The following is a 22,418-nucleotide window of genomic DNA, read 5'->3' on the forward strand; positions in this document are numbered from 1 at the left end:
GATAAAAATATACAGATGAAAAGAGTACATTATTTTTCTGGATTGTTTATTACGGTTTTTATTGCATTTCATTTGTTGAATCATGCATTTGCATTTGTGAGCCTAGAAAAACATTTAGAGATAATGAAAATATTTCGTGTAGTATATCGAAATATTATAGTTGAAAGTTTGTTGTTGATAGCAGTTGCTGTTCAGATTTATTCTGGAATAAAATTAGTATTGCATTCAAGAAAGACTGCAGTTAGCATGCTAGAAAAACTACATATTTATTCAGGATTGTATTTGGCTGTTTTTCTTTTAATACATACAAGTGCTGTATTATCTGCAAGATTTATTTTTCATATAGATTCTAATACATATTTTGGTGCAGCTGGACTAAATCAATTTCCATTAGTACTGTTTTTTGTGCCATACTATTTTTTAGCTATAAATGCATTTTTTTCTCACATTGCATGTATTCATTACAAAAAAACAAACTCAAAAAATCAAGCATATGCTATTATTGCAATAGGATTGATGCTTGCAATATTTTTAATAGCTGCATTAACCAATCAATTGCATGGTTATGAAATTCCAACTGAATATAATTTGCTAATGAAATAATTATTAAACTAACTTTGCTAATGCATTTTTTAGTCTAGTAAATGCTTCTTTTAAGTTTTCTTCTGAAGCAAGATAAGAGAAACGCACACATTCTGGTGCGCCAAATCCTGAGCCAGAAACAGTTGCAACATGACCTACATTTAAGATATACAAACACAAATCATCAGCATTTTTAATAACTTCGCCTTCGTAAGATTTGCCAAAATAAGCACTCATATCAGGAAAAACATAGAATGCACCAGTTGGTGTATTGCATTTTAGATTTGGAATATCTTTTAGCATATCTAAAACTAAATCTCTACGTTTTTGGAACGCAGCTTTCATTACATGTGTTGGTTCTTGTGTACCCAATAATGCTTCTATTGTTGCTTGTTGTGCTATCGAGTTAGTACCAGATGTAATTTGTCCTTGTAGTTTGTCGCATGCTTTTGCAATATAAGCTGGAGCAGCAATATAACCAATTCTTGCGCCAGTCATAGCGTAGCCTTTTGCTTGTCCGTTCACTACAATAGTTCTATCTTTCATCGATGGAAATTCTGCAATAGATACATGTTTTCCATCATAATTTATATGCTCATATATTTCATCAGAAATTACATAAACTTGTGGATGTTTTTCTAATACTTCAACAAAACTTGCTAATTCTTCTTTTGTATACACAGAGCCAGTTGGATTTGATGGCGAAGAGTATACTAAGAATTTTGTTTTTGGTGTGATAGCTGCTTCTAATTGCGCTGCTGTAATTTTAAAATCTGCATCTACATTAGTACTAATGTACACTGGCGTAGCATTGCACATTTTTACTTGCTCTGGATACGATACCCAATATGGTGCTGGAATAATTACTTCGTCGCCTTCGTTTAAAAACGAAACAAAAACATTTGCCAAAGATTGTTTTGCGCCTGTAGAAACTACAATATTCTCAGGTTTGTAATCTAAATTATTGTCTCTTTTTAATTTGTCGCAAATTGCTTGTCTTAGTTCTGCGTATCCAGCAATTGGCGAATATGAATCATATTTTCCACTGTCTATTGCTTTTTTTGCAGCTTCTTTTATATGTTGTGGTGTGTTGAAGTCTGGTTCGCCAAGTGATAAAGAGATTACTTTTACACCTTTTGCAGCTAATTCTCTACTTAATTGAGCCATTTTTATTGTTGCTGACTCTGACATTCTATTTAAAGTATCTGATGTTTGTAACATGATATTTTTTTGATGATTAATGTACAAAAATATAAAATGTGTTGAATAATTGATAAATAGACTATGTTATCTTATAATGAATGATGTGAATATCAATCTAATAATTTTGATAAATTGGATAATTGAATAGGAATGAAACTTCTTATATAATTAAGAAGCAACAAAATAAGTACAGAATTTCCTATGCGCTTTTGTATTTTATAATGTTTATGTTGTTTGTGTTTAAGATAAACCAAATTGTAAAGTAGATAGTTAATACGCTTGATATGATTAGTATAAGGTAAAACCAACTGCTGTAATGTTGGAAGTACAATATATTTAAACCAAATACTACTAAAAATAGTCTTCCAATTTCTACATATTTTGCCCAAATTTTTTGTTCTAATATGGCACCACAACTTAGAATTGATAGCATTAATAAACCAAAACAAAAATATTTGTAGAATGTAGTTAATGCTTCTACATGATACATAAAAAACATGATGCCAACCATGATAAGCATGAATTGTGTGAAAACATAAATGTTTAGTCCAATATTTAATGGATGCTTGTCGTATTTTTTGTAGTTGTTATCAATTTCAGGAATTGGTAATTGCCCGCCTAATTCATTTGGTTGCCAACCTGGTTTTGCAATAATTAATCTCAGTTTGTCTTTCCAATTAGAAAACTTTTTAGATAATTGGAACATGCCTATATAGTATTCGATATTTGCCCAAAATGGATTCCAACTGTTGAGTGGTTTTGTAATGAATTGGTAAGAAAATGAAAAATGCAACAGCTGCATGTAGCCATGATTGACGTAATGCAACACTCAAATTATAGTCTTCGCTTTGATGATGTACGCCATGTGCGCCCCAAAAGAAATTTACTTCATGTCCGAGTCTATGTGCCCAATAGAAAAAGAAATCGTATGCAAAAATGCAGAATATATATGAGAAAATACCATCAGGAATATTGATGATTCTAATACTGTACACCAAATTGTACACGCCAAGCAACAATGCACCAATAAATATTTTTGACAATACATGTCCTGCACCAATATTTAGGTTTGTAATTGCATCATTTAATCTATAATAATTTGGATTCTTTTTTCGCATGGCCAAGTATTCTAGCAAAATTAGTATTAGAAAAACTGGAATTGCAATGATTATTTTAATATTATGTATGTCCATTTTTATAGTATTTGTAATAAAATTACCATAAGATTATAAATTATACTCTATAAAATTGTATTTTAACAAATAATTCAATGATTATGAGACTATTTAAGTATTTAAGAAAAAAAATTCACCAATATATAGTGAAAAGAGCTACAGAAGCAAAGTTGGTTGATATAGTAGAAGTACGAACAAAAACATTGGGTTTGACTTATGTGAACTTAGAGACGGATATTAAAATTACAAATAGATTTTTTCTTCCAATTAAGATTTTAGAAATTAAAACTGATATTGTAAATGTGAATGAACTGAAGGTAGGCATGATGACTTATGATAATGTACAAAAGATAAAAGCAAATAGCGAAGAAGTTTTTACAACACACAGTAAGATGAGTAACATCACTGCGTTTTTTAATTTACTATCAAAATTACTTACACTTACAATAACGATAAGAAGTGTAGGCTATGCAAAAATAAAAGTATTGTGGTTTGTGGTAGATGTACCTGTTGATGATACATTTGAAATAATGCCAAGTCAGTTGAAAGTAGTTGAAGAACTTACTGAAGAAGAGAAAGCCAGAATTGCAGAAGAAAAGAGAATAAGAAACGAAATTAGAGAAGAAAAACGTGAACAAGAACGATTGGAAAAATTAGCTTATCTGGAAAAGAAAAAAGAAATTAAGGAAGAAAAAAAAGAATTGAAAACTATTGAAAAAGATGCTAAGGCACAATTGCTAAAAGAAAAAATTGCATATCTGAAGAAGAAAAATGCACTCAAAGAAGAAGTGAAAAGAGAACTAAAAGGTATTGGCAAAAATCTAAGAGAACAAAGTAGATTGGAAAAAGCATTGTACTTGGAAAGAAAAAAAGAACTGAAAAAAGAATATGAACAAATACTAATTGATGAAGTTGAAGAAGAGCAAATGCACACAACAATTATTCATGATGATACTGAACATTTGACTATTGAACTAAATGATGAATTGATTGATAAAATTGAAGAAGATACATTATTAGACAATAATGTAGATGATGAACAAAAACCAAATTAGTATTTTGAGATTAATGCACCATTTGATTTATTAAAAGTAAATGTATTTTTTTGATGATAGATGATGATTTCTTGCGCAATTTTTCCTTTTACATCTGAATCTATATTGACTGTAATTTCTCTATCCCAAATATTTTTATTATTTATATTGTAATATGTTATTTTGTGCAGATTACTATTGTATAATAAAATTTCAGACTCATTCTGAGCTATAATTGTTGTGTTGCTTAAGTCTGACGCAATTTCTATTGCTTGAATATTGGTTATTTGATACACATTTTTTATCCAAGTATTGCCTGATAAAATTTCTGTTATATCATTTGCAGCAATTGGAAGCATATATTCTTGTACTTTTTTTAGCACTTGAAATAGTTTGTTGTTGGCAATGATATATACTTTTTCAAACAACCAACTTTGATTGATTTTTGTGTTTTTTTGTATTGCTTCTAATTCTTGATTGCTAATTAATTTGTCTTTTTCTATCAAATAATAAAATTGATTGCCATCAAAATTTTGAATTTTTATAGCTGGCAAATAATCAATAAACTCTATTCTTGAAACACCTTGTTTTAGCTGTGCTTGTGTAGTATAAACTTGAGATGAGTTTGTTGTGATTTCTTTTTTGTTGATGTCTATGATGCTAAATTGATTGTTGTAAATTGCCAAAATTTTATTGCCTGTTGCAGCAAGTTTTGTGTGGTTGATGTCTATTGCTTCATCAGAATTTATAGTAATATTTTTTACTGTTTCTTTATTTTTTAGGTTAATGCAATTTAGAATAATAGCTTGATTATTTTTGATTTGATAATTCCAAACTTCATTATCAGTTGCTGTTACAATTGCTGCATTTGTTTGGTAGTTGTTATTCTTTGTAGCATCAATGGTAGATTCTTTGCTGTTATTTTGCATCAAATCGTACCATGCTTGCATGGCATCTTCTCTATCAAATGGTTGAATGCTATATTTAATAAATACACCAAAGCCAAGCAAAAATAGTACACCTAATAATGCAAATTTAAGTGAAGATTTTTGTTGTATATGTACATTAAATTTATGTTGGCATTGCTGACAAATATATACTTCGCCAAATTCTTGTTTTATATTTTGGCTTCCACAGTTTGGACATACTATGCCTTGTGTTGTATCGTTTGTTTCTACCAAATTTTTACTCTGTTTTCTGGTGCAACATACATTTTGCTATTTGGTTTTATGTCAAATGCTTCGTAAAATTCTGGTGTGTGCGAGAATGGAATATTTACTCTATGGAAATACAAAGCATGTACATCAGTTAGTATTCTATTGGCAATTTCTTCGTTGCGCATGTGCATCATCCAGCCAATGGTGTAGCCTAAGAAGAATCTTTGTAATGGTGTGTAGCCAGCAATTTTTTTGTTCTCTTTGTATTGTTGTGTTTGTTTAAATGCATCAAGACCAATTGCAATTCCACCTAAGTCTGCAATGTTTTCACCAAGTGTAGCTTCGCCATTTACTTTTAAGCTATCTAAAACAATAAGTTGCCCAAACACATTAATGTATGCTTTTGTTCTTTCTTCAAATTTTTTGTCATCTTCTTCAGTCCACCATTTATTCAAATTTCCTTGTCCATCAAATTCTTTGCCTTCATCATCAAATCCATGTGTAATTTCGTGTCCAATAGTAGATGCACCAGCGTAACCATAAACTATTGCATCATCAATTTCTTCATCTTTAAAACCTGGAATAGTAAAAATTGCAGCAGGCAATACAATTTCATTATTACTTGGATTGTAATATGCATTGTACGTTTGTGGTGTCATGTCCCATTCAGTTCTATCAACTGGTTTGCCTAGTTTTGCTACATTATCATTGAACCAAAACATAGATGCATTTTTTTGATTTTCTACTAAGCTATTTGGCGTAATTTTTAAAGCACTAAAATTTTTCCATTTGTCTGGATAGCCAACTTTGTATTTTATACTATGTAGTTTTTGAATTGCTTTTTGTTTAGTTGCATCACTCATCCAATCTAATTTTAGTATTCTAGCTTCGTATGCCTTCATTACATTTTTTACAATGTTGATGTATCTTTCTTTTGCTTTTTCAGAGAAATTTTCTTTTACATAAACTTTTCCCAATTCTTCGCCCATTGCATCTTCTTCCCAAATCAATGCACGTTTCCATCTTGGTAATTGTTCTTTTTTCCCTTTGATTAATTTTGCATAGAAATCAAAATTTGTTTGGTTGATTGATTTGGTTAAATAACTAGCGTAGCTATTTATAAGTTGAAAACGTAAGTATTGTTTTATCGTATTGATGTCTTGAGTTTTTAAAATTTGGTCTAATGCCTTGAAAAACTCAGGTTGCCCAACAATCATAGAATCTACATTTTTTATATTTAATGCTGAGAAATATTTACTCCAATTAAAATTTGGTGTGTATTGTTGTAAGGTATTTATAGATTGTTTGTTGTAGTTTGCATAAGTATCTCTAAGTTCTTCCAATTTTTTTGAGTTTTTTGCTAAGTTTTCTTCTAATGTATAGATGTTTAATGCATCAGTTGTTGCAATTGCTTCACTTTCTGGATATGATTCTTGCAATAATGTATGAATGAAATTGTTTTTATATTCATTTCTAATTTTTGTTGTTCTTTCGTCAGTGTTGAAATAGTAATCTCTGTTTGGTAAGCCAATTCCACCTTGATACAAATAAATAATATTTTTTTCGCTATTTACTAAGTCTTGGTATATGCCAAAATCAAATAATACATCTACGCCAATTTGATGTAAGTAAGCTATTAACGCAGGAATTTCATCTAGTTTTTGAATAGCATCTATCTTTTTTAAATCACTCTGAAGACCAGAAATGCCATTTTTTTCAATGCCATTTGTGTCCATTGCTGCTTTGTAGAAATTGCCAATCATGCTACCATTTTTTTCTTCAGCTTCGTTGATAGATTTAAGTTGATTCCAAATTTGCTCTTGAACCAAATTTCCAACGCCCCAATTTGAATATGCATCAGGAATTGGATTGTTTTTTATCCATTTGCCCACAGCAAACATAAAAAAGTCTTCATCTGGCGAAATTGTTGTGTCTATATTGTTGGCAGCAACATCTATATCATTGTTTTTGTTTTGTTGGCATGCAGCAAACATCATTGCTACAAAAAATAGGTAAGTTGTATGTTTCATGTAATTTATTTTATTATTCATTTAGCAAATTTAAATTAAAACTATTTAAATCAGAAATTCCTTCTATATCGCCTTGAATTTGTGCAGCGTTTTTAATTATTTTCTCTAAGTTTTTTTCTCTAGCACTCCAAAGTTTTTCCATGGTTTCTCTTTCTTTGTTTATCATATTTTTTTCTGCCAAAAATCCTTCCCGAATAGCAGTCCATTTTGATTTGAATTCTGAGCCAGTAAAATAATCATAAAGCATCACCATTTTGTCACCTTTGTTTTGCTGCGAAGCAATTGCTGTATCTAGTTTTATTAAGCTGTCTCTTAGTACGTGGCACAAACCTCTAAATTCTTCTAAACTACAAACCCAAATTCCATCAATTAAGGTTAGTCTTTCTACATTTCTTGGAAATGTAGCTGTAACCAATACTGCAATATCTGCGCTAGCTTGTATTTTATCTTGTTTTAGTTTTTCTATCCAATCATTGCTCCATGCTTTTGTAGACTTGCTTTCGTAGATTATAGTTCCGCAGTTTGTTTTGCTTCTTGTATTGATGATTTGTATGCAATCTGCGCCTTTTCTGCCTTTTGCTACTTCATTTATTTCATCTAATGGAAAGTTTTCTGCTAAATATTCTTCAATAATATGCTCTAGTGTTTCGCCTTGTACTTGCATAGAACCTTGTGTGGCTTTTCTGTTGGCTTCTTCAAGCTGCTTTCTTATTTGGTCTATTTGTTCGTCTTTTTGTTTTAGCCTAAGTTCTATTTCATCTGATGCTTCTTTTTTTATTTGTTGTTCTAATGCAGTTTTTATTTCTTTTCTTTCTTGCAATAGTTTTAGTTCAAAATTTTTCTTTTCTTCTTCTAATAACTCTTCTTTTTTTAGTAAATCAAGTTGTTGGTTTTTTAATACATCAATTTGTTCTTTTTGTTCTTGTTTTTCTTGTGCTAATCTTTTTAGCTCAATTTCAAACTTTTCAGTTGCTTTCTTTGTTTGCTCTTGTTCAATTCTTATTTTCTCTTCTTGTAGTTTTTGCTGTAGCTGTTGATTTAATTTTTGCTGAAATATTTCATTTTCATTTCTTTTCTTGTCTTCAAACTCTTTTTTTCTATTGCTAATCGGTTAGCATCTTCTAAATATTTCTTTTATACTTCTCATCAGCCTGATGATTTAGGATTTCGTCTATGTCAATAGCTGTGCCACAGTTTGGGCATGTAATCTGGTTGTTATTCATTTGTTATTCAGTTTTTTATTTGCGCTTGTAAATGTAAATATTTTATCAAGCATGACAAACAAATTTGTATATTTGTCGACAGTTTTTACAAGAAATGCTACAATCTATTTATGTATATAATTATGCGATAATTGAAGAGATAAACTTACAGTTTTTTCCAAATTTTAATGTTATTACTGGCGAAACTGGTGCTGGGAAATCAATATTACTTGGTGCATTAGGTTTGATTTTGGGAAAGCGTGCAGATGCATCTGTGGCACGTGATAAAGCTAAAAAATGTGTTGTTGAAGCCACATTTGATATTGTTAATTATGCATTAGAAGATTTTTTTAATGAACAAGAATTAGATTATAATGCTGAATGTATTATAAGAAGAGAAATAAATACTAATGGGAAAAGTAGAGCTTTTGTAAATGATACGCCAGTAACTTTGGACGTGTTGCAAGAACTTAGTGCTTTTTTAATTGATATTCATGCGCAAGGCGAAGTACAAAAACTACTTGATGTATATTATTTCTGTACAGTTTTAGACGAATTGGGCAATCAAACCGCTGATGTTCAACAGTATGAAAGTTTGTATGTACAATATAAAATATCAAAAAATAGATTAAATCATTTAAAGGCTGAGCAAAGTAAATTGCAAAAAGAATATGATTATAATTTGTTTTTGTACAATGAATTTGATGGTTTGAATATTGATGGTGAATATTATTTGCAAATAGAACAAGATATTGCATTGCAAGAAAATGCTGAAACTATTATTGGAAATTTAGGTGAAGTACAAAAAATATTAGATGCACATGAGTTTTCTGTGTTGCCACAGTTGATTCAGATAAATAAATTACTACAGCCAATTTCTGCTATTAATGATGTGTTTTCAAATATGCAAGAAAAAATTTCATCATCAATAGATGAGTTGAATTCTTTTCAAAGGCAAATTAAACAAAATATAGATGTTGTAGAATATCAGCCTGAGCAATTGCAAAACTTACAAGATACTTTTAATGTATATAACAAATTAATGCAAAAGCATCAAGTAAATTCTATTGAAGAATTGGCTAATATAAAAAGTGAATTTGAAAATAAGATTAGTTCTTTTAATCAAAATAATGATGAAATAAATGAACTAGAAAATGCCATAGCACAACAGGAAAGTGTATTAAATCAGAAAGCAAAAAGAATATCTGAAGTAAGAAAAAGTAAAATCAATTCGTTTGAAACTACCTTGGAAGAAGTGTTGAAAACAGTTGGTATGCCATTTGCCAAAATCATTCTACAACAAGAAATTACACAGTTGAATGAGAAAGGAAATGATGAGATTATTTTGTACTTTTCGCCAAATAAAGGAATAGAACCAAAAATATTATCGCAAGTTGGTTCTGGTGGCGAGAAATCAAGATTGATGTTGGCAATAAAATCATTGGCTGCACTACATAAAAATTCAGCAACTTTTATTTTTGATGAAATAGATACAGGAATTTCTGGTGAAGTTGCCAATAAAGTGGCAGAATTATTATACAAAATTGGACAAAAAAATCAAGTCATTGCAATTACGCATTTGCCACAAGTTGCTGCAAAAGGTATGCATCATTATTTTGTATATAAAAAGCATGATAAAGAAGTTACTTATACTGAAATTAGAGCTTTGAATAAAGATGAGCGTTTGCAAGAAATTGCCATTATGCTAAGTGGCGAAAATCCAAGTGCTGCTGCCTTAGAAAATGCAAAAAATTTATTGAATTAGTTGAATTAAAAAATTGCTCTAAGTTGTGCTCTTCCTGTGTTTACTACTTTTGCATTACCTGTTTTTCTGCCTTCGTATACCAAAGATAGTTCTAAATTATTTCCAATAAATCTTGAGTATTCAGCATTCCAAATATAGTTTTTGCCTTTTTGTAAACCTTCCAAAATGGTATAGCTTTTAGTGCTTGCAGTTTCGCTGTTATAATTTACAAGAATAAATGAGAATTTTGTGTTTAATGTATTTTTGCTTGCTTTGCTGTATCTAAATTCAAATTCTAATTTGTTTGAAAACATTTTTTCTGCACCATATTCAGGAATATTTTTTTTAGATAAAATGCCATAATTGATAGAAGTTCTAATCATAGTTTTGTAGTTGTAGGTAAACTTTGGCTCAAAACCATAGACATTCAAATCAAAATTATTATTACTAAAGAAATCAGAAATATACAATTGTTTTTGTTGAATTAATTTGTAATTAATAGTATATGACGATTTTATATTATAATAGCCTTCGATGATGTGCTCAATTTTTTTTCTGGTATCATAGCCATTCACCAAAAGTGTTTTTTCATTCACAATTTGATTGGTGTATGCAATATAATAGGTTGCATCGCCAGTATTGAATGCTAATGTATTTCTAATGTTTGAGCTAAGATTTACAATATTAGCATCATTGCTATTTAGTATAAATGGATTGAATGGTTTTACATGATCTGATTTTATAGTTTTGCGTTTTATATTTAAATATGATTGTAATTGAAATTTACTCAATAATTTTTTAAATCCAGTTTGGTTGTACCACACAGCTTTCGGCACAAAATATAAGCTTTGTGTGTAGCTTGTTGTATAGGCTCTGATGTATTCATTGATATCTGTATACACTTTTACATATTGCGCACTGTCGTTAAATTGTGCAACCACAAACTCATTCAATTCTCTTATATTATTATTGTTCTCATCAATCCATTTGTAGTAGCCTTGTCCTGATTGTACTTGTAGATAGGTAAATTGTCGCACACGTTCTTGTCCGCCACCAAGCTCATAAATAAAATTACTTCTTATTGCTGATTTAAAAAATCTATTTCCATATTCTATTCTACCTAAATATGTTCTTTCCGAAGGTGTATTTGCAAGCGCAGAATCAATAACCTTTAAATCTCTGAAAGTGAAATTCCAACTTAAATTTTGATTTTTTATGGCATTGGCACTTCCTCTAAAATCAATAGTATTTGCATGAGATTGTTGTTGCATGATATTATTTTTGCCATTAAAATCATTTCTAAATTTATAATCTAGAATAAAACTCCATTTGTTTGTGTCAGGCAACATGATGTTTATGCCAGCAATATTAAACCTAAAGCTACTTGGCATAATACTATCTGCAAGATGATTGCTTATTTTATTATTTTCTTGTAAGTAGTTTGAGCCAATAGTCAAACCTTTTGCATTTGGGAAACTATATTTCACATCAATAGTTGGTCTTAAAAAAGATGTTTTAAGTAATGTGTCTTTGGTGTTTAGCTGTCTGAGTTCTGCATTAATACTAATATTTTTGTAACTCATGGAAAATGGTACTGAAATTTCAAAACCTTTAAAGCTTCTTTGCCTGATGAAGTTTGAGAATTTAATTGCTGTTCTTACATTGTATGTTTTGTTGTAATAAGTTTCTTTGAGTTTGATTAAATGTTCATCAATAGAAGAAAATATGCTGCTAATATTCCAATCTCTTATAAATTCTACATTTCTATATTGCTCTATTTGTCTAAAATTAGATTGTTTGTACTCATAGTTGATATCAGTTTGTAGTTGATGTTGACTGTTTTTTACAGAATCAATTCTTTGAAGATCAAGATAGGCAGCATAGCCTTTGTTGTCTTTATTGTCAATTTTTGAAAAAGTATTTCTGTCGTAATTTGAGAATGCAAATTCAGAATTAATCTTCATGTTTTTCAAATTGTATTTTACACCAACAACTGCCATTTGTTGCGATTTTGGTGTTACCAATAATATGATTGGCTCAAAAGTACCTTGTGGTGTATTGTTGATTGGTGCTACCCATTCATATATTCTAATGTTATTTGCATTTTTAGATGCTTTGTAATTTCCTTTATTCGCGCCAACAAATGTGTAGCTCACTTGATATAAAATGTCATTTGGATTATTGCTATACACAAAAACAGAATCGTAGGTTGTGCTATTAACTGTTGTGTCTATAAGTTTGTATTGAATGTTGTTTTCGTTGTATTCAGTTGGTTTGTAACCTTCAAAAAATGCATTTTCAATTTTATTACCTATTGATGCTAAAAATATTTTTGCACTATCATTTAATTCATTTAGTATTGGTTTGCTTTTTGCATCTTGTTCACCATAAACTTCTGTATAAACAGTCAAGTTTTTATAGTTCATTTCTAATGCATTGTGTATAGTGCTTCTAAAATAATTTCTGTCAGCATATTCAAATTCAATTACAATTCTGGAGTCTTTAGTAATTAAAAATTTAGGCATAAAAATGATTTCTCCAATATTATAATCAATTACATAATCATTCGTTTCGCCACGCGTTAATGCTTTGCCATCTACATATACTTTTTCGCTTCCAGCCAATACAATAATAAATGTTTCATTGTTATTCCCAATAAGTCTATATGGACCTTGGTTGCCTTCTTGCCCAAGAAATGAATTTCGTGCAAATTTGCCTCTTGCAACTGCAAAAGCTGTATTGGTATTGAGTTTTATTTTGTTTTTAAATTCAAGTTCATTGTAATAGTTGATACCTTGTAGTTGTTTTCCAAATTTTAGAAAGTAAGGATTTTTTGTAGATTTCTGATTGTAATCGCCAGCAATAATATGATGAGGCGATTTATTTATCTGAATAAATATTTTATCAAAGTCTTGTATTTGTTGCGTAGAACCATCTGGTTGCAATGGAATATTTTGATCAGATAATGCAGCAATAATTTCAATGTCATTTCCAATTTTCCCACTCAACCTTAAATCTAAATTTGAATTTAAACTCAAATCTTGATTGGAGCCAAACTGTACGCCACGTGCAAAGTTTCCACTGTATTGCAATCCTCCAAAATCTAAAAATTCTACACTTTTTGTTGTTGATGGTTGGTAGTAATAACTTGGATTTGCATACATTAAAAGCGTATCTAATGCTGTAGACTTATCTATATATTTTTTATGTGCAAATAAATTTGTTGTTGTAATTGGAAAAACTCTATATTTTATTTGTAGAGTGTCTGATGCTTTTTGTTTGAAGATGATTTTCCTTTCAGAGAAATGATATTCATAAAATGTAGAATCTAGTTTAGTAGATGTTTTTAGGTTGATTAATTCTATTGAGTTTGAGAATACATAGATACTATCTAATGTAATTGTATCTTGTTCTGTGGTAATGTATTTTGTTCTTAGGTTAGATAATTTATTATCAAAAATATTTGTTTGAGAAAATAATGATTTGGTAGAAACAATAACTGCCAACAAAAGAAGTATATATCGTATCAAATTCACTAAAAATAAAGATAAAAATTTATTGAGATATAGTTGCAAGTTAATTTGATACTAGAAACCAGAACTAATATTGCTAAAACCACCTAAGGCACTAGAACCACTAGAGCCAAAGAATCCAGAATCAAAGAATGATTTTTGTTTCTGTAATCTTAAGAAATTAAATTGTTGAGATTTTACATAAATAGTAATGAAAAATGATTGTTGTGTAGCAATAGGCGACCATCTCATTTCTAATTGCCAACAATGTAAATCTCGCACAACACTTATGTCTGTTCTTGTGATTTTCTTATTAGTAGCATCAAAACCTGTATTTACATTTATTTTCCATTTAGATGTAATATTAAAATCTACACCTAAATTTAATGTCTGTGTGATGATGTTTGTATCTTTTTTATTTACAAATGCTTTTTGCCAATTCAATGAATAGTTGTAATTAATACTCCAAGGAATGTCAAAATTATAATAGCCTAATTGATACACATTTCTAAAAGTAGGAGATAAGTCCAAGCCTTGTTGTTGTTCTACTTGTTGTGTATTTTTGTTATTGTATTTTTTTGAAGTATAAGAACCATTAATGCTGATATTCATGCCAGTAAATCGTAAAAATCTTTTGTGGTTTTTCCAGTAATATTCATTTATTCTTATGCCATTTGAGTCTAATGCATATGGATCTAAGCCAACATTAAAATTCAAATTAAGTTTGTCTGTGATGTGCGTACTGCCAGATATTCCACTAAAGTTTAATTTGAATTTTTCTGCAGCAAAATTATAACCTAGTCCAAAGTTAAGACCATCAAGTATAGTTATCTTTCGAGTTCCAGTAACAGTATCTTTTTTCGATTTTATTTTAATTTCTAAAGTGTTTGAGAAATTTAGGTTGATGCCTGCAACTTTCCCATTTGATGGTCCACCAAATTGTGTTTGCTCAAATCTTGAGTATTCTACAGTTCTGCCACTTGTATCTACTTGCGCTGTATACCAAGATTTCCATAATGGTTTTGAGAAATCTGGCTGAAAATTGAAACTCATAGATGGTCTGAATGTATGACGAATAGCTTTGAGTTTGCTGTTTTTGAATTGAAAAGTTCCATATAAATTTGTGCTCAAACCTAAATTTAAACTAAAATTTCTATTTGTATTGAATTTGTATGTCGTGTCAATTTCTGTTACATTTCTTCTAAGACTATAGGTGCTGTCACTTGTATTAAAGTAAGTTAAGGTATCTCTAAATACTCTATTTGTATAATAAAAATGCCATCTTTCAGAATAATTGAATGTAGTATTGAAATTTAGGAATTTGAATAATTTAATATTAGCAGAAATCGGTAGGTTGTGTTGAATGCCATTGCGCATACGTTTCAAAGTTTCTTTTTTAAAGAAGATAGAATCATAAGTATTGATATTGTTTACTGCATTCATTGAATAGCTAAATCCAATTTCCTCATACCATTTTCGAGTACTCGATTTTATTTTCTTTTCAAATGGATTTATTCTCGAAACTGAAAAATTGACATTAGGCAAAGTCAATGTTACAGCTTTGCTTTGAGTATTTTGTACATAATTACTAGCAATGTTAAACGAATATGGTTTTCCAGGAAATGTTTTACTGTAATTGATACTTGAAGTAAATGTGTTTGATACAACTTCCAATGGATTTTGATTGCTCAATTGTTGGTACCTTTTGCTACTTCTTACATTTACACTCAATCCAAAATTTGCATTGTATAATCTTTTCGGATCTAAATTTAATGACCAATTTACACCAAAATCTAATGGTGCCTTTACTCTATTTGGGTTGCGTTTTTCATTAGCCCAACCTTGTCTTATTTGTCCAATATTAAAACTAAAATTGCCATATACTTTGTATAGTTTCTTGTATGTTGATGAAGCATTAATTGCCCAACTACCTAATGTATAAATATCAGCAGTAACTGATACATCAATTTTTTCATTTATTTTATGATAATAACCAAGACCTTTCAAAAAGAAGCCCAAATCCTGTTGGTCACCATAAGTTGGAAATATCAATCCAGAACCTTGTCTTTCCTTTTTAATATTTGGAATAAATGCAAAAGGCAAAAATAAAGGTGTACGTACATCACTTATTACTAAGTTAGCTGGCTTTCCTACTATAAATTTATCTTTTACAACTTTAGCTTTGTTTATTTCAACATAAAAATGTGGATGGTCTAAATCACAAGTAGTATATCTTGCATTTTTTGCATAAAACATGCTGTCATTCATTACTTTTACAACTTCAGTATGCAAAAAACCTTCTAGCTGTTTGGTTACCAAGCCATAGCTTTTTCCTTTTTTAGTTTTAAAATTGAACTTTGCAGAATCTGCTTCATAGTTACCTTCATCTTGTTTGAAATATACTTTTTCAAATGTCTGCAAGGAATCGTCTATATCGCCTTTGGCAAATACTTCACCACTCTGCCAATTATATTCAATTCTTTCTGCCCACATTTTCATATTGTCATATTCTATCGTAGCATTTCCAAATAAATACATTGTCTTTTTTGGAATATGATACAAAATTGAATCTTGCGCACTGTATTTTATATTGTCTTCTAGTTGATTGTCTGCAATTTTATATGTGGTAACATTAACATTTGTGGAATCTTTAATATTGCTTATAGAGTCTAATAAACTTAAGTTTGTACTTGTAAATTGTGTAGAATCTATAAAATTGGCATCATTTATGAATGAATTTTGTGTATAACCTATTTGTGGATACAAAATTGCCAGTAGCAAACTGATAGATATATACAAATACTGAAATCTCAAAAGTAAAAGAATATGTGTAGCAAAAATAACTTTATTAGCCAAAATATTAAATATATCAATTTTTTTATTTTTTTATTAATCTCAAATTTTGTACTTGCCCAAAATAATTATAAACTTAAAACTATAGTTTTAGATGCTGGGCATGGTGGACATGATTCTGGTTGCAAAGGTTATTCTGGGAAGAATTTTGAAAAAACAGTAACCTTAAATGTAATTTTAGAAGTTGGTAAATTGATAGAAAAAAAATATCCAGATATAACAGTTATATATACTAGAAAAACAGATGTATTTATTCCATTACAAGAAAGAGCAGAAATTGCGAATAAAAATAAAGCAGATGTGTTTATTTCTGTGCATTGTAATGCAAATCCAAATACTTCAGCATCTGGTGCAGAAACATTCTTAATGGGTTTGCACAAAACTGATGCAAACTTAGATGTAGCATTGAGAGAGAACTCAGTAATTAAGTTAGAAAAAGATTATCAAAAGAATTACGATGGATTTGATCCAGATTCACCAGAAGGAATGATAGCCATGTCTTTAGCACAAAATGCAAACATAGAGCAAAGTTCATATTTAGCTGGTCGTGTCCAGAATTATTTTACTAACACATTAAATAGATATAATCGTGGTGTAAAACAAGCAGGATTTTGGGTATTGTACAGAACAACTTGTCCATCTATTTTAATAGAAACAGGTTTTTTAAGTAATCCAACAGAAGAAAAATACTTAGTTTCAGATAAAGGACAAACTGAATTGTCAGAATCAATCTTTAAAGCCTTTGAAGATTATAAAACATACATTGAAAAGAATGCAGTCCAAATAAATTATATTGAAAAAACTACAAAAATTGAAGATAAAGTAAGCGAAACCCAAACTCAGACAATAGAGCCAACTCAAGAAGCAAAAACTCAAGTAGAAACAATAACACAAGAAAATAATACAACTACAAACATAGATACAAAAAACAACTCAAAAGAGATATTGTATAAAGTGCAATTAAAAGCATCTTCAGCTGCAATAGATAAAAAAAATAAAATCTATAGTTCAGCACCATATATTCATTACGAGAAATCAAATGGATTATACAAATACCTTAGTGGCCCATTCGATACATTTTCTAAAGCAGTAAGTGTTCAAAAAAGTTTGAAAGAGAAAGGATATACAGACGCATTTATTGTAGTTTACCAAAATGGATCAAGATTATCTTCTACTCAGGCAAAACAATTTTTAAAATAAATTAATTTTTTTTTATATTTGCGTATAAAGTAAATTTACAAGTGAATAATAAAACTGAAATTGCTGTAGGCGCATTGACCATAATAGGAATAATTGCATTTATTCTTGGATATAAATTTTTGAAAGGAGATGATGTTTTTTCAAGAAGTAAATACATAGTTTGCGTTGCAGATAGAACCAGTGGACTTTTAGTTTCTAATGAAGTTTTAGAAAATGGTGTGAGTATCGGAAGAGTTTCAGAGATATTATTATCTAGAAGTTCAACATATCCAAATAAAGCTATCTTTCTTTTAAAACTAAATAGCGATGTTGAAGTACCAAAAGATAGTCGCTTCCAAGTTGTAGCTTTAGATATGTTGGGTAAAATGGGCGTTGCTTTAATTAGAGGAAAAGAATCTACGTTTGCATCAGAAAATGATACATTACCATGTACAGCAATGGGCAACTCAATAGAACAAGCTGTAGATTTGTTCACACAAGTGAAACCAAAATTAGAAAGTCTAATGTCGTCAGTTGAAGGATTGGTTAATAATATGAATAATTCTTTAGGTAGTGGCGAAAATAATTTACTAAAAAAAGCAATGACTGATTTGTCTGCAACATTACAATCAGTCAATAAATTAACAACAAACTTAGACCATACTTTTTCTGCAGAAAAAGACAATTTACATGGAATTCTTACTAATGTAAATAAACTTACTGCAACATTCAACAAAGAATCAGGAAAAATAGATAGCATTTTATCAAATTTCAATACACTATCTAGTAAATTAGCTAAAATAGATTTGGAAGAAACTGTAGGTTCTGCAAAAAATACTTTAGAACAATTGCAACTTACACTCAAAAAAGTAAATGAAGGTGATGGCAGTATTGCAAAATTACTAAACGATGATGCATTGCATACTGATATCTCAAACACATTGACTACACTTACAGATTTATTAAATGATTTGAAGAAAAATCCTAAAAAATACATAAGTTTATCATTGATTGATAAATCTAAAAATGTAACGGTAGAATCACCAACAGACTCACTTTCTATAATGAGTAAAAAGAAAGTGAAAATTATAGACAATAAGTAATATACTACTTTTCGTATATGAATCAAAAACACAAAATATATTACTTCATATTTTGTTTGATGATATTTTCTACACTACTATCAAATGATAAGAGTAAATACTTTCCACCATTAACTAATGAAAATCAACCAGATAAGAAAATTAAAATCCAAAAAACAGATTCGTTATTATATGAGCTTGTTGAGTTTGGAGAATATCGTAAGTTAATTGGAAATGTAATTCTAAATGATGCACAAGCAACAATGTGGTGCGATAGTGCAATTTTAGACATTACAGCAAATTATCTCACAGCATATGGAAACCCAGTGCACATCAAAGATGGTGATTCAATAGATTTGTGGGGAAATTTTCTTGAATACTTTGGAGATCAAAAACAAGCAAAGCTTACAGGAAATACCATTATGCGCGACAAAGGAATGGTACTTACTGCACCAGAATTTAATTATAACACAGAAACAGATATCGGATATTACACAAATGGCGGAAGAATGGTAAAAGAAAATACTGTACTTACTAGTCAAATTGGATATTACTTTCATAAAAAATCAGAAGCAATTTTTTATCACGATGTGGTGCTAAAAAGTAAAGAAACTACCATCTACTCAGATTCCATGCGTTATAATACCAATACAGAAATTGTCTACTTTATTACAAAAACTAAAATAATAGACAAAGACAGCAATATTATTATTACAAATCAAGGAAATTATAACACAAAAACAGAAAAAGCATACTTTGGTGCAAATACAACAATTACTAAAGAGAATAAAAAAATAATAGGAGATGAGATAGACTACGATAATGTCAACAAAAATGCCATTGCTCGTGGTAATGTTTCTTTTCAAGATACCACAGAAAATATCACAATACTTAGTGGACAATCTATCTACACAGAAAAAAACGACTTTGTAAAAGCAGTAGATGATCCGTTGATGATTTCTATCAGCACAGAAAAAAAAGACTCAACAATAGAAATAGATACTATGTATCTAAGTGCAGATACACTTATTTCTTATAAAATCTTAGTAAACAGAATAGATGAAGATTCTACAGAACACGAAGATTCAGTAAGAACAATGTATGGCTACAATCATGTAAAGATGATACGCAAAAACTTTTCTGCTGTGTGCGATTCTATCTTTTACTCAGAGCAAGATTCTGTATTCAGATTATATTATAACCCAATACTTTGGATAGATTCTACTCAGTTGTCTGGAGATTCTATACATATATATATGAAGAACGAACAATTGCACAAAATTAAAGTATTCCAAAATGCATTTATAGTCTATTGGAAGGAACAAGATATTTTCAACCAAGTAAAAGGGAAAAATATAGATATATCTATAGAAGACAATAAAATGAAAATCTTAACTGTGGATGGAAATGCAGAAAGTATATATTACACAAAAGATGATGATGATGGCTATATAGGTGGCAATCAATCTACTTCAGGCAATATTACAATGGTTTTTGATGAAGGAGAATTGCAAACAATCACATTAATCAATGCACCAGAAGCCACATTTACACCAATGAAAAAAATTACCACAACAAGTTATCAATTAGATGGATTTAAATGGGAGTGGAAATTAAAGCCAAAAACTAAATATGATGTAATTAGAAATGTTCAACATTATGAAAATTTTGTTTCAAAACATAAAATGCTGTACACCATCAAAGAAAAATAGACAAATACTAATGTATACTTTGTACAATGATTTATATTTATAAAATTATTTAACTATACCTTTAAACTAATAATATTATTTTTGAATACTAATATATAGTCTTGAGAGATTGTCTTATCATAATTCCAACTTACAACGAAAAGGAAAATATTCCTAAAATAATTCCTTATACATTGCAGTTATCTACAAGATTTGAGATTCTTATTATAGAAGATGGTTCACCAGATGGTACTGCAGATATTGTAAAACAACTTATGTTGGAGTATCCAGATAGAATTCATATTATAGAAAGAAAAGGCAAATTAGGTTTAGGTACAGCATACATCACAGGCTTCAAATGGGCATTGCAATACGAAAAATATAACTACATTTTTGAGATGGATGCAGATTTTTCACACAACCCAGATGATTTATTGAATTTGTTGAATGCATGTGAAAATCAAGGTGCATTTCTTTCAGTAGGCTCAAGATATGTAAAAGGTGGAGGAGTTGTTAATTGGCCATGGGACAGATTATTCCTATCCTATTTTGCATCAAAATATGTGCGCATCATTACAGGAATGCGTGTAAAAGACACAACAGCAGGCTTTGTATGTTATAGAAGACAAACACTACAAACCATCAATCTAGACAAAATCTATTTTTTAGGATATGCATTTCAAATAGAAATGAAATTTGCAGTGTGGCTTCAAGGTCTAAAAATTATTGAAGTTCCAATAATATTCAAAGACAGAGAATTAGGCACATCTAAAATGTCAGGAAGCATCATCAAAGAAGCAGTACTAGGTGTTCTTCAAATGAAATGGCAAAGTTTAAGAGATAAGTATTTTCTATCTAAAAAAAAGATAAAATAATCTTTAACAAATTGTAACATTTTGTAATTTATTTCGTATCTTAGACGAAGAACTATTTTGTAAATTTTATTGAAAAATTAAACTGATATGCCTATGATTTGTGGAATATTACAATCAGCTTCTTTTTCTATCATTAAATATTTTCCAAAACTTAGATATTGGTCTGTAAATTATTTAGTATAATAACAATATTATATCTAAATAATTTTATTAAAAATATAATTTTATGAAGCAAATAAAAATTACATCAAAAATTACATCGCGCGATAGCCAATCTATAGAAAAGTATTTATCAGAAATATCAAAACTTCCATTATTAACGGAAGAGCAAGAAGTAATATTAGCAAAAAAAGTTAGAGAAGGAGATGAGCAAGCTATGGAGCAATTAATAAAAGCAAATCTAAGATTTGTTGTTTCTGTAGCAAAACAATACCAAAACCAAGGTATTTCATTAAACGATTTAATAAACGAAGGAAATATAGGCTTAATAAAAGCTGCCACAAAATTTGATGAAACAAAAGGATTCAAATTTATTTCTTATGCAGTATGGTGGATACGTCAATCTATTTTACAAGCGTTAATTGAACAACCACGTATAGTTCGCCTACCAATGAATAAAGCAACTATCTACAATAAAATTGTTAATGCTACTCAATCTTTTGAACAAGAACATCAGCGAGAACCATCAAACGATGAATTGGCAGAAATTCTAGAAATGAAACCAGAAGAACTAGCTACACTAAGAGCAACATTAATGTTTCATTTCTCAGTAGATACACCAATCGGAGATGATGACGAAACGACTAGCTTAGATTTAATGCAATCTAATGATGATAATCAACCAGATAAAAATCTATTGGATTTCTCTCTCACAGATGAATTAGAACACTCTTTACAAATACTATCAGATAGAGAAAAAGAAATTATCAGATACTATTTCGGAATGAATGACTTTAATCAAGCATATAGTTTAGATGAGATAGGCACAAAATTAAATCTTACGAGAGAAAGAGTAAGACAAGTAAAAGACAAAGCACTGAAAAAAATCAGAAGAAATAAAAATACCAAAGAACTAAGATCCTTTTTTGATTAGTAATAT

16 protein-coding genes are annotated in these 22,418 nt (G+C 29.5%); 8 read left to right on the forward strand and 8 right to left on the reverse strand.

Features of this window, described 5'->3' with window-relative positions; all coding sequences use genetic code 11:
* Positions 1–15: 15 nt before the first annotated feature.
* Positions 16–603, forward strand: a complete 588-nt coding sequence (locus IPK18_11195) for a hypothetical protein (GenBank protein QQR97424.1) — start codon at positions 16–18, stop codon at positions 601–603.
* Positions 604–606: 3 nt separating this feature from the next.
* Here the strand turns inward: IPK18_11195 and IPK18_11200 are convergent, their stop codons facing one another.
* The 3 genes from IPK18_11200 to IPK18_11210 form a co-directional block, all read right to left on the reverse strand.
* Positions 607–1,803 carry a pyridoxal phosphate-dependent aminotransferase gene (locus tag IPK18_11200; GenBank protein ID QQR97425.1) on the reverse strand — a complete coding sequence of 399 codons (1,197 nt, stop codon included), beginning with the start codon at positions 1,801–1,803 and terminating at the stop codon, positions 607–609.
* Positions 1,804–1,984: 181 nt separating this feature from the next.
* Positions 1,985–2,491: a hypothetical protein gene (locus IPK18_11205; GenBank protein QQR97426.1), complete on the reverse strand. Its 507-nt coding sequence runs from the start codon at positions 2,489–2,491 to the stop codon at positions 1,985–1,987.
* Positions 2,475–2,978 (reverse strand): sterol desaturase family protein, encoded by a 504-nt coding sequence (locus IPK18_11210; GenBank protein ID QQR97427.1) that lies wholly within the window; start codon positions 2,976–2,978, stop codon positions 2,475–2,477. Before IPK18_11210 ends, IPK18_11205 begins: the two co-directional genes overlap by 17 nt.
* Before the next feature lie 128 nt (positions 2,979–3,106).
* On the opposite strand from IPK18_11210, the gene IPK18_11215 reads away from it, so the two are divergent.
* Positions 3,107–4,015: a hypothetical protein gene (locus IPK18_11215; GenBank protein QQR97428.1), complete on the forward strand. Its 909-nt coding sequence runs from the start codon at positions 3,107–3,109 to the stop codon at positions 4,013–4,015.
* On the opposite strand, the gene IPK18_11220 is transcribed toward IPK18_11215, so the two are convergent.
* From IPK18_11220 to IPK18_11230, 3 genes are read right to left on the reverse strand one after another with little or no spacing between them, the layout of a single operon-like run.
* Entirely contained in the window at positions 4,012–5,175 is a 1,164-nt protein-coding gene (locus tag IPK18_11220; GenBank protein ID QQR97429.1) for a hypothetical protein, read from the reverse strand. The two genes, IPK18_11215 and IPK18_11220, sit on opposite strands and share 4 nt — an antisense overlap.
* A complete protein-coding gene (locus IPK18_11225) occupies positions 5,169–7,181 on the reverse strand; it encodes a M13 family metallopeptidase (GenBank protein ID QQR99340.1) in 2,013 nt (670 codons plus the stop codon). Before IPK18_11225 ends, IPK18_11220 begins: the two co-directional genes overlap by 7 nt.
* A gap of 13 nt (positions 7,182–7,194) precedes the next feature.
* Positions 7,195–8,001, reverse strand: a complete 807-nt coding sequence (locus tag IPK18_11230) for a DUF2130 domain-containing protein (protein ID QQR97430.1) — start codon at positions 7,999–8,001, stop codon at positions 7,195–7,197.
* 497 nt (positions 8,002–8,498) lie between these two features.
* Here IPK18_11230 and IPK18_11235 point away from each other — a divergent pair, with 497 nt between their 5' ends.
* Positions 8,499–10,148 (forward strand): DNA repair protein RecN, encoded by a 1,650-nt coding sequence (locus IPK18_11235; GenBank protein QQR97431.1) that lies wholly within the window; start codon positions 8,499–8,501, stop codon positions 10,146–10,148.
* A 5-nt stretch (positions 10,149–10,153) separates the two neighbouring features.
* Here the strand turns inward: IPK18_11235 and IPK18_11240 are convergent, their stop codons facing one another.
* Together IPK18_11240 and IPK18_11245 are read right to left on the reverse strand one after the other, a co-directional pair.
* Positions 10,154–13,633 (reverse strand): hypothetical protein, encoded by a 3,480-nt coding sequence (locus IPK18_11240; protein ID QQR97432.1) that lies wholly within the window; start codon positions 13,631–13,633, stop codon positions 10,154–10,156.
* Positions 13,634–13,714: 81 nt separating this feature from the next.
* Complete coding sequence (locus tag IPK18_11245; protein ID QQR97433.1) at positions 13,715–16,405, reverse strand: LPS-assembly protein LptD; 2,691 nt, start codon at positions 16,403–16,405, stop codon at positions 13,715–13,717.
* Between the two features lie 60 nt (positions 16,406–16,465).
* Between IPK18_11245 and IPK18_11250 the strand changes: the two genes are divergently transcribed.
* The 5 genes from IPK18_11250 (at position 16,466) to IPK18_11270 (ending at position 22,412) form a co-directional block, all read left to right on the forward strand.
* Positions 16,466–17,692 carry an N-acetylmuramoyl-L-alanine amidase gene (locus tag IPK18_11250; GenBank protein ID QQR97434.1) on the forward strand — a complete coding sequence of 409 codons (1,227 nt, stop codon included), beginning with the start codon at positions 16,466–16,468 and terminating at the stop codon, positions 17,690–17,692.
* Between the two features lie 41 nt (positions 17,693–17,733).
* On the forward strand, positions 17,734–18,774 hold the full coding sequence (locus tag IPK18_11255; GenBank protein QQR97435.1) for an MCE family protein: 1,041 nt from the start codon (positions 17,734–17,736) through the stop codon (positions 18,772–18,774).
* Positions 18,775–18,833: 59 nt separating this feature from the next.
* Positions 18,834–20,465, forward strand: coding sequence for a hypothetical protein (locus tag IPK18_11260; protein QQR97436.1), 1,632 nt, complete (start codon positions 18,834–18,836; stop codon positions 20,463–20,465).
* 95 nt (positions 20,466–20,560) lie between these two features.
* Positions 20,561–21,319, forward strand: a complete 759-nt coding sequence (locus IPK18_11265) for a polyprenol monophosphomannose synthase (protein ID QQR99341.1) — start codon at positions 20,561–20,563, stop codon at positions 21,317–21,319.
* 226 nt (positions 21,320–21,545) lie between these two features.
* Positions 21,546–22,412, forward strand: coding sequence for a sigma-70 family RNA polymerase sigma factor (locus IPK18_11270; protein ID QQR97437.1), 867 nt, complete (start codon positions 21,546–21,548; stop codon positions 22,410–22,412).
* Positions 22,413–22,418 lie beyond the last annotated feature (6 nt).

The sequence above is a fragment of the Sphingobacteriales bacterium genome, assembly GCA_016699615.1.
Lineage (GTDB): Bacteria > Bacteroidota > Bacteroidia > Chitinophagales > JADIYW01 > JADJSS01.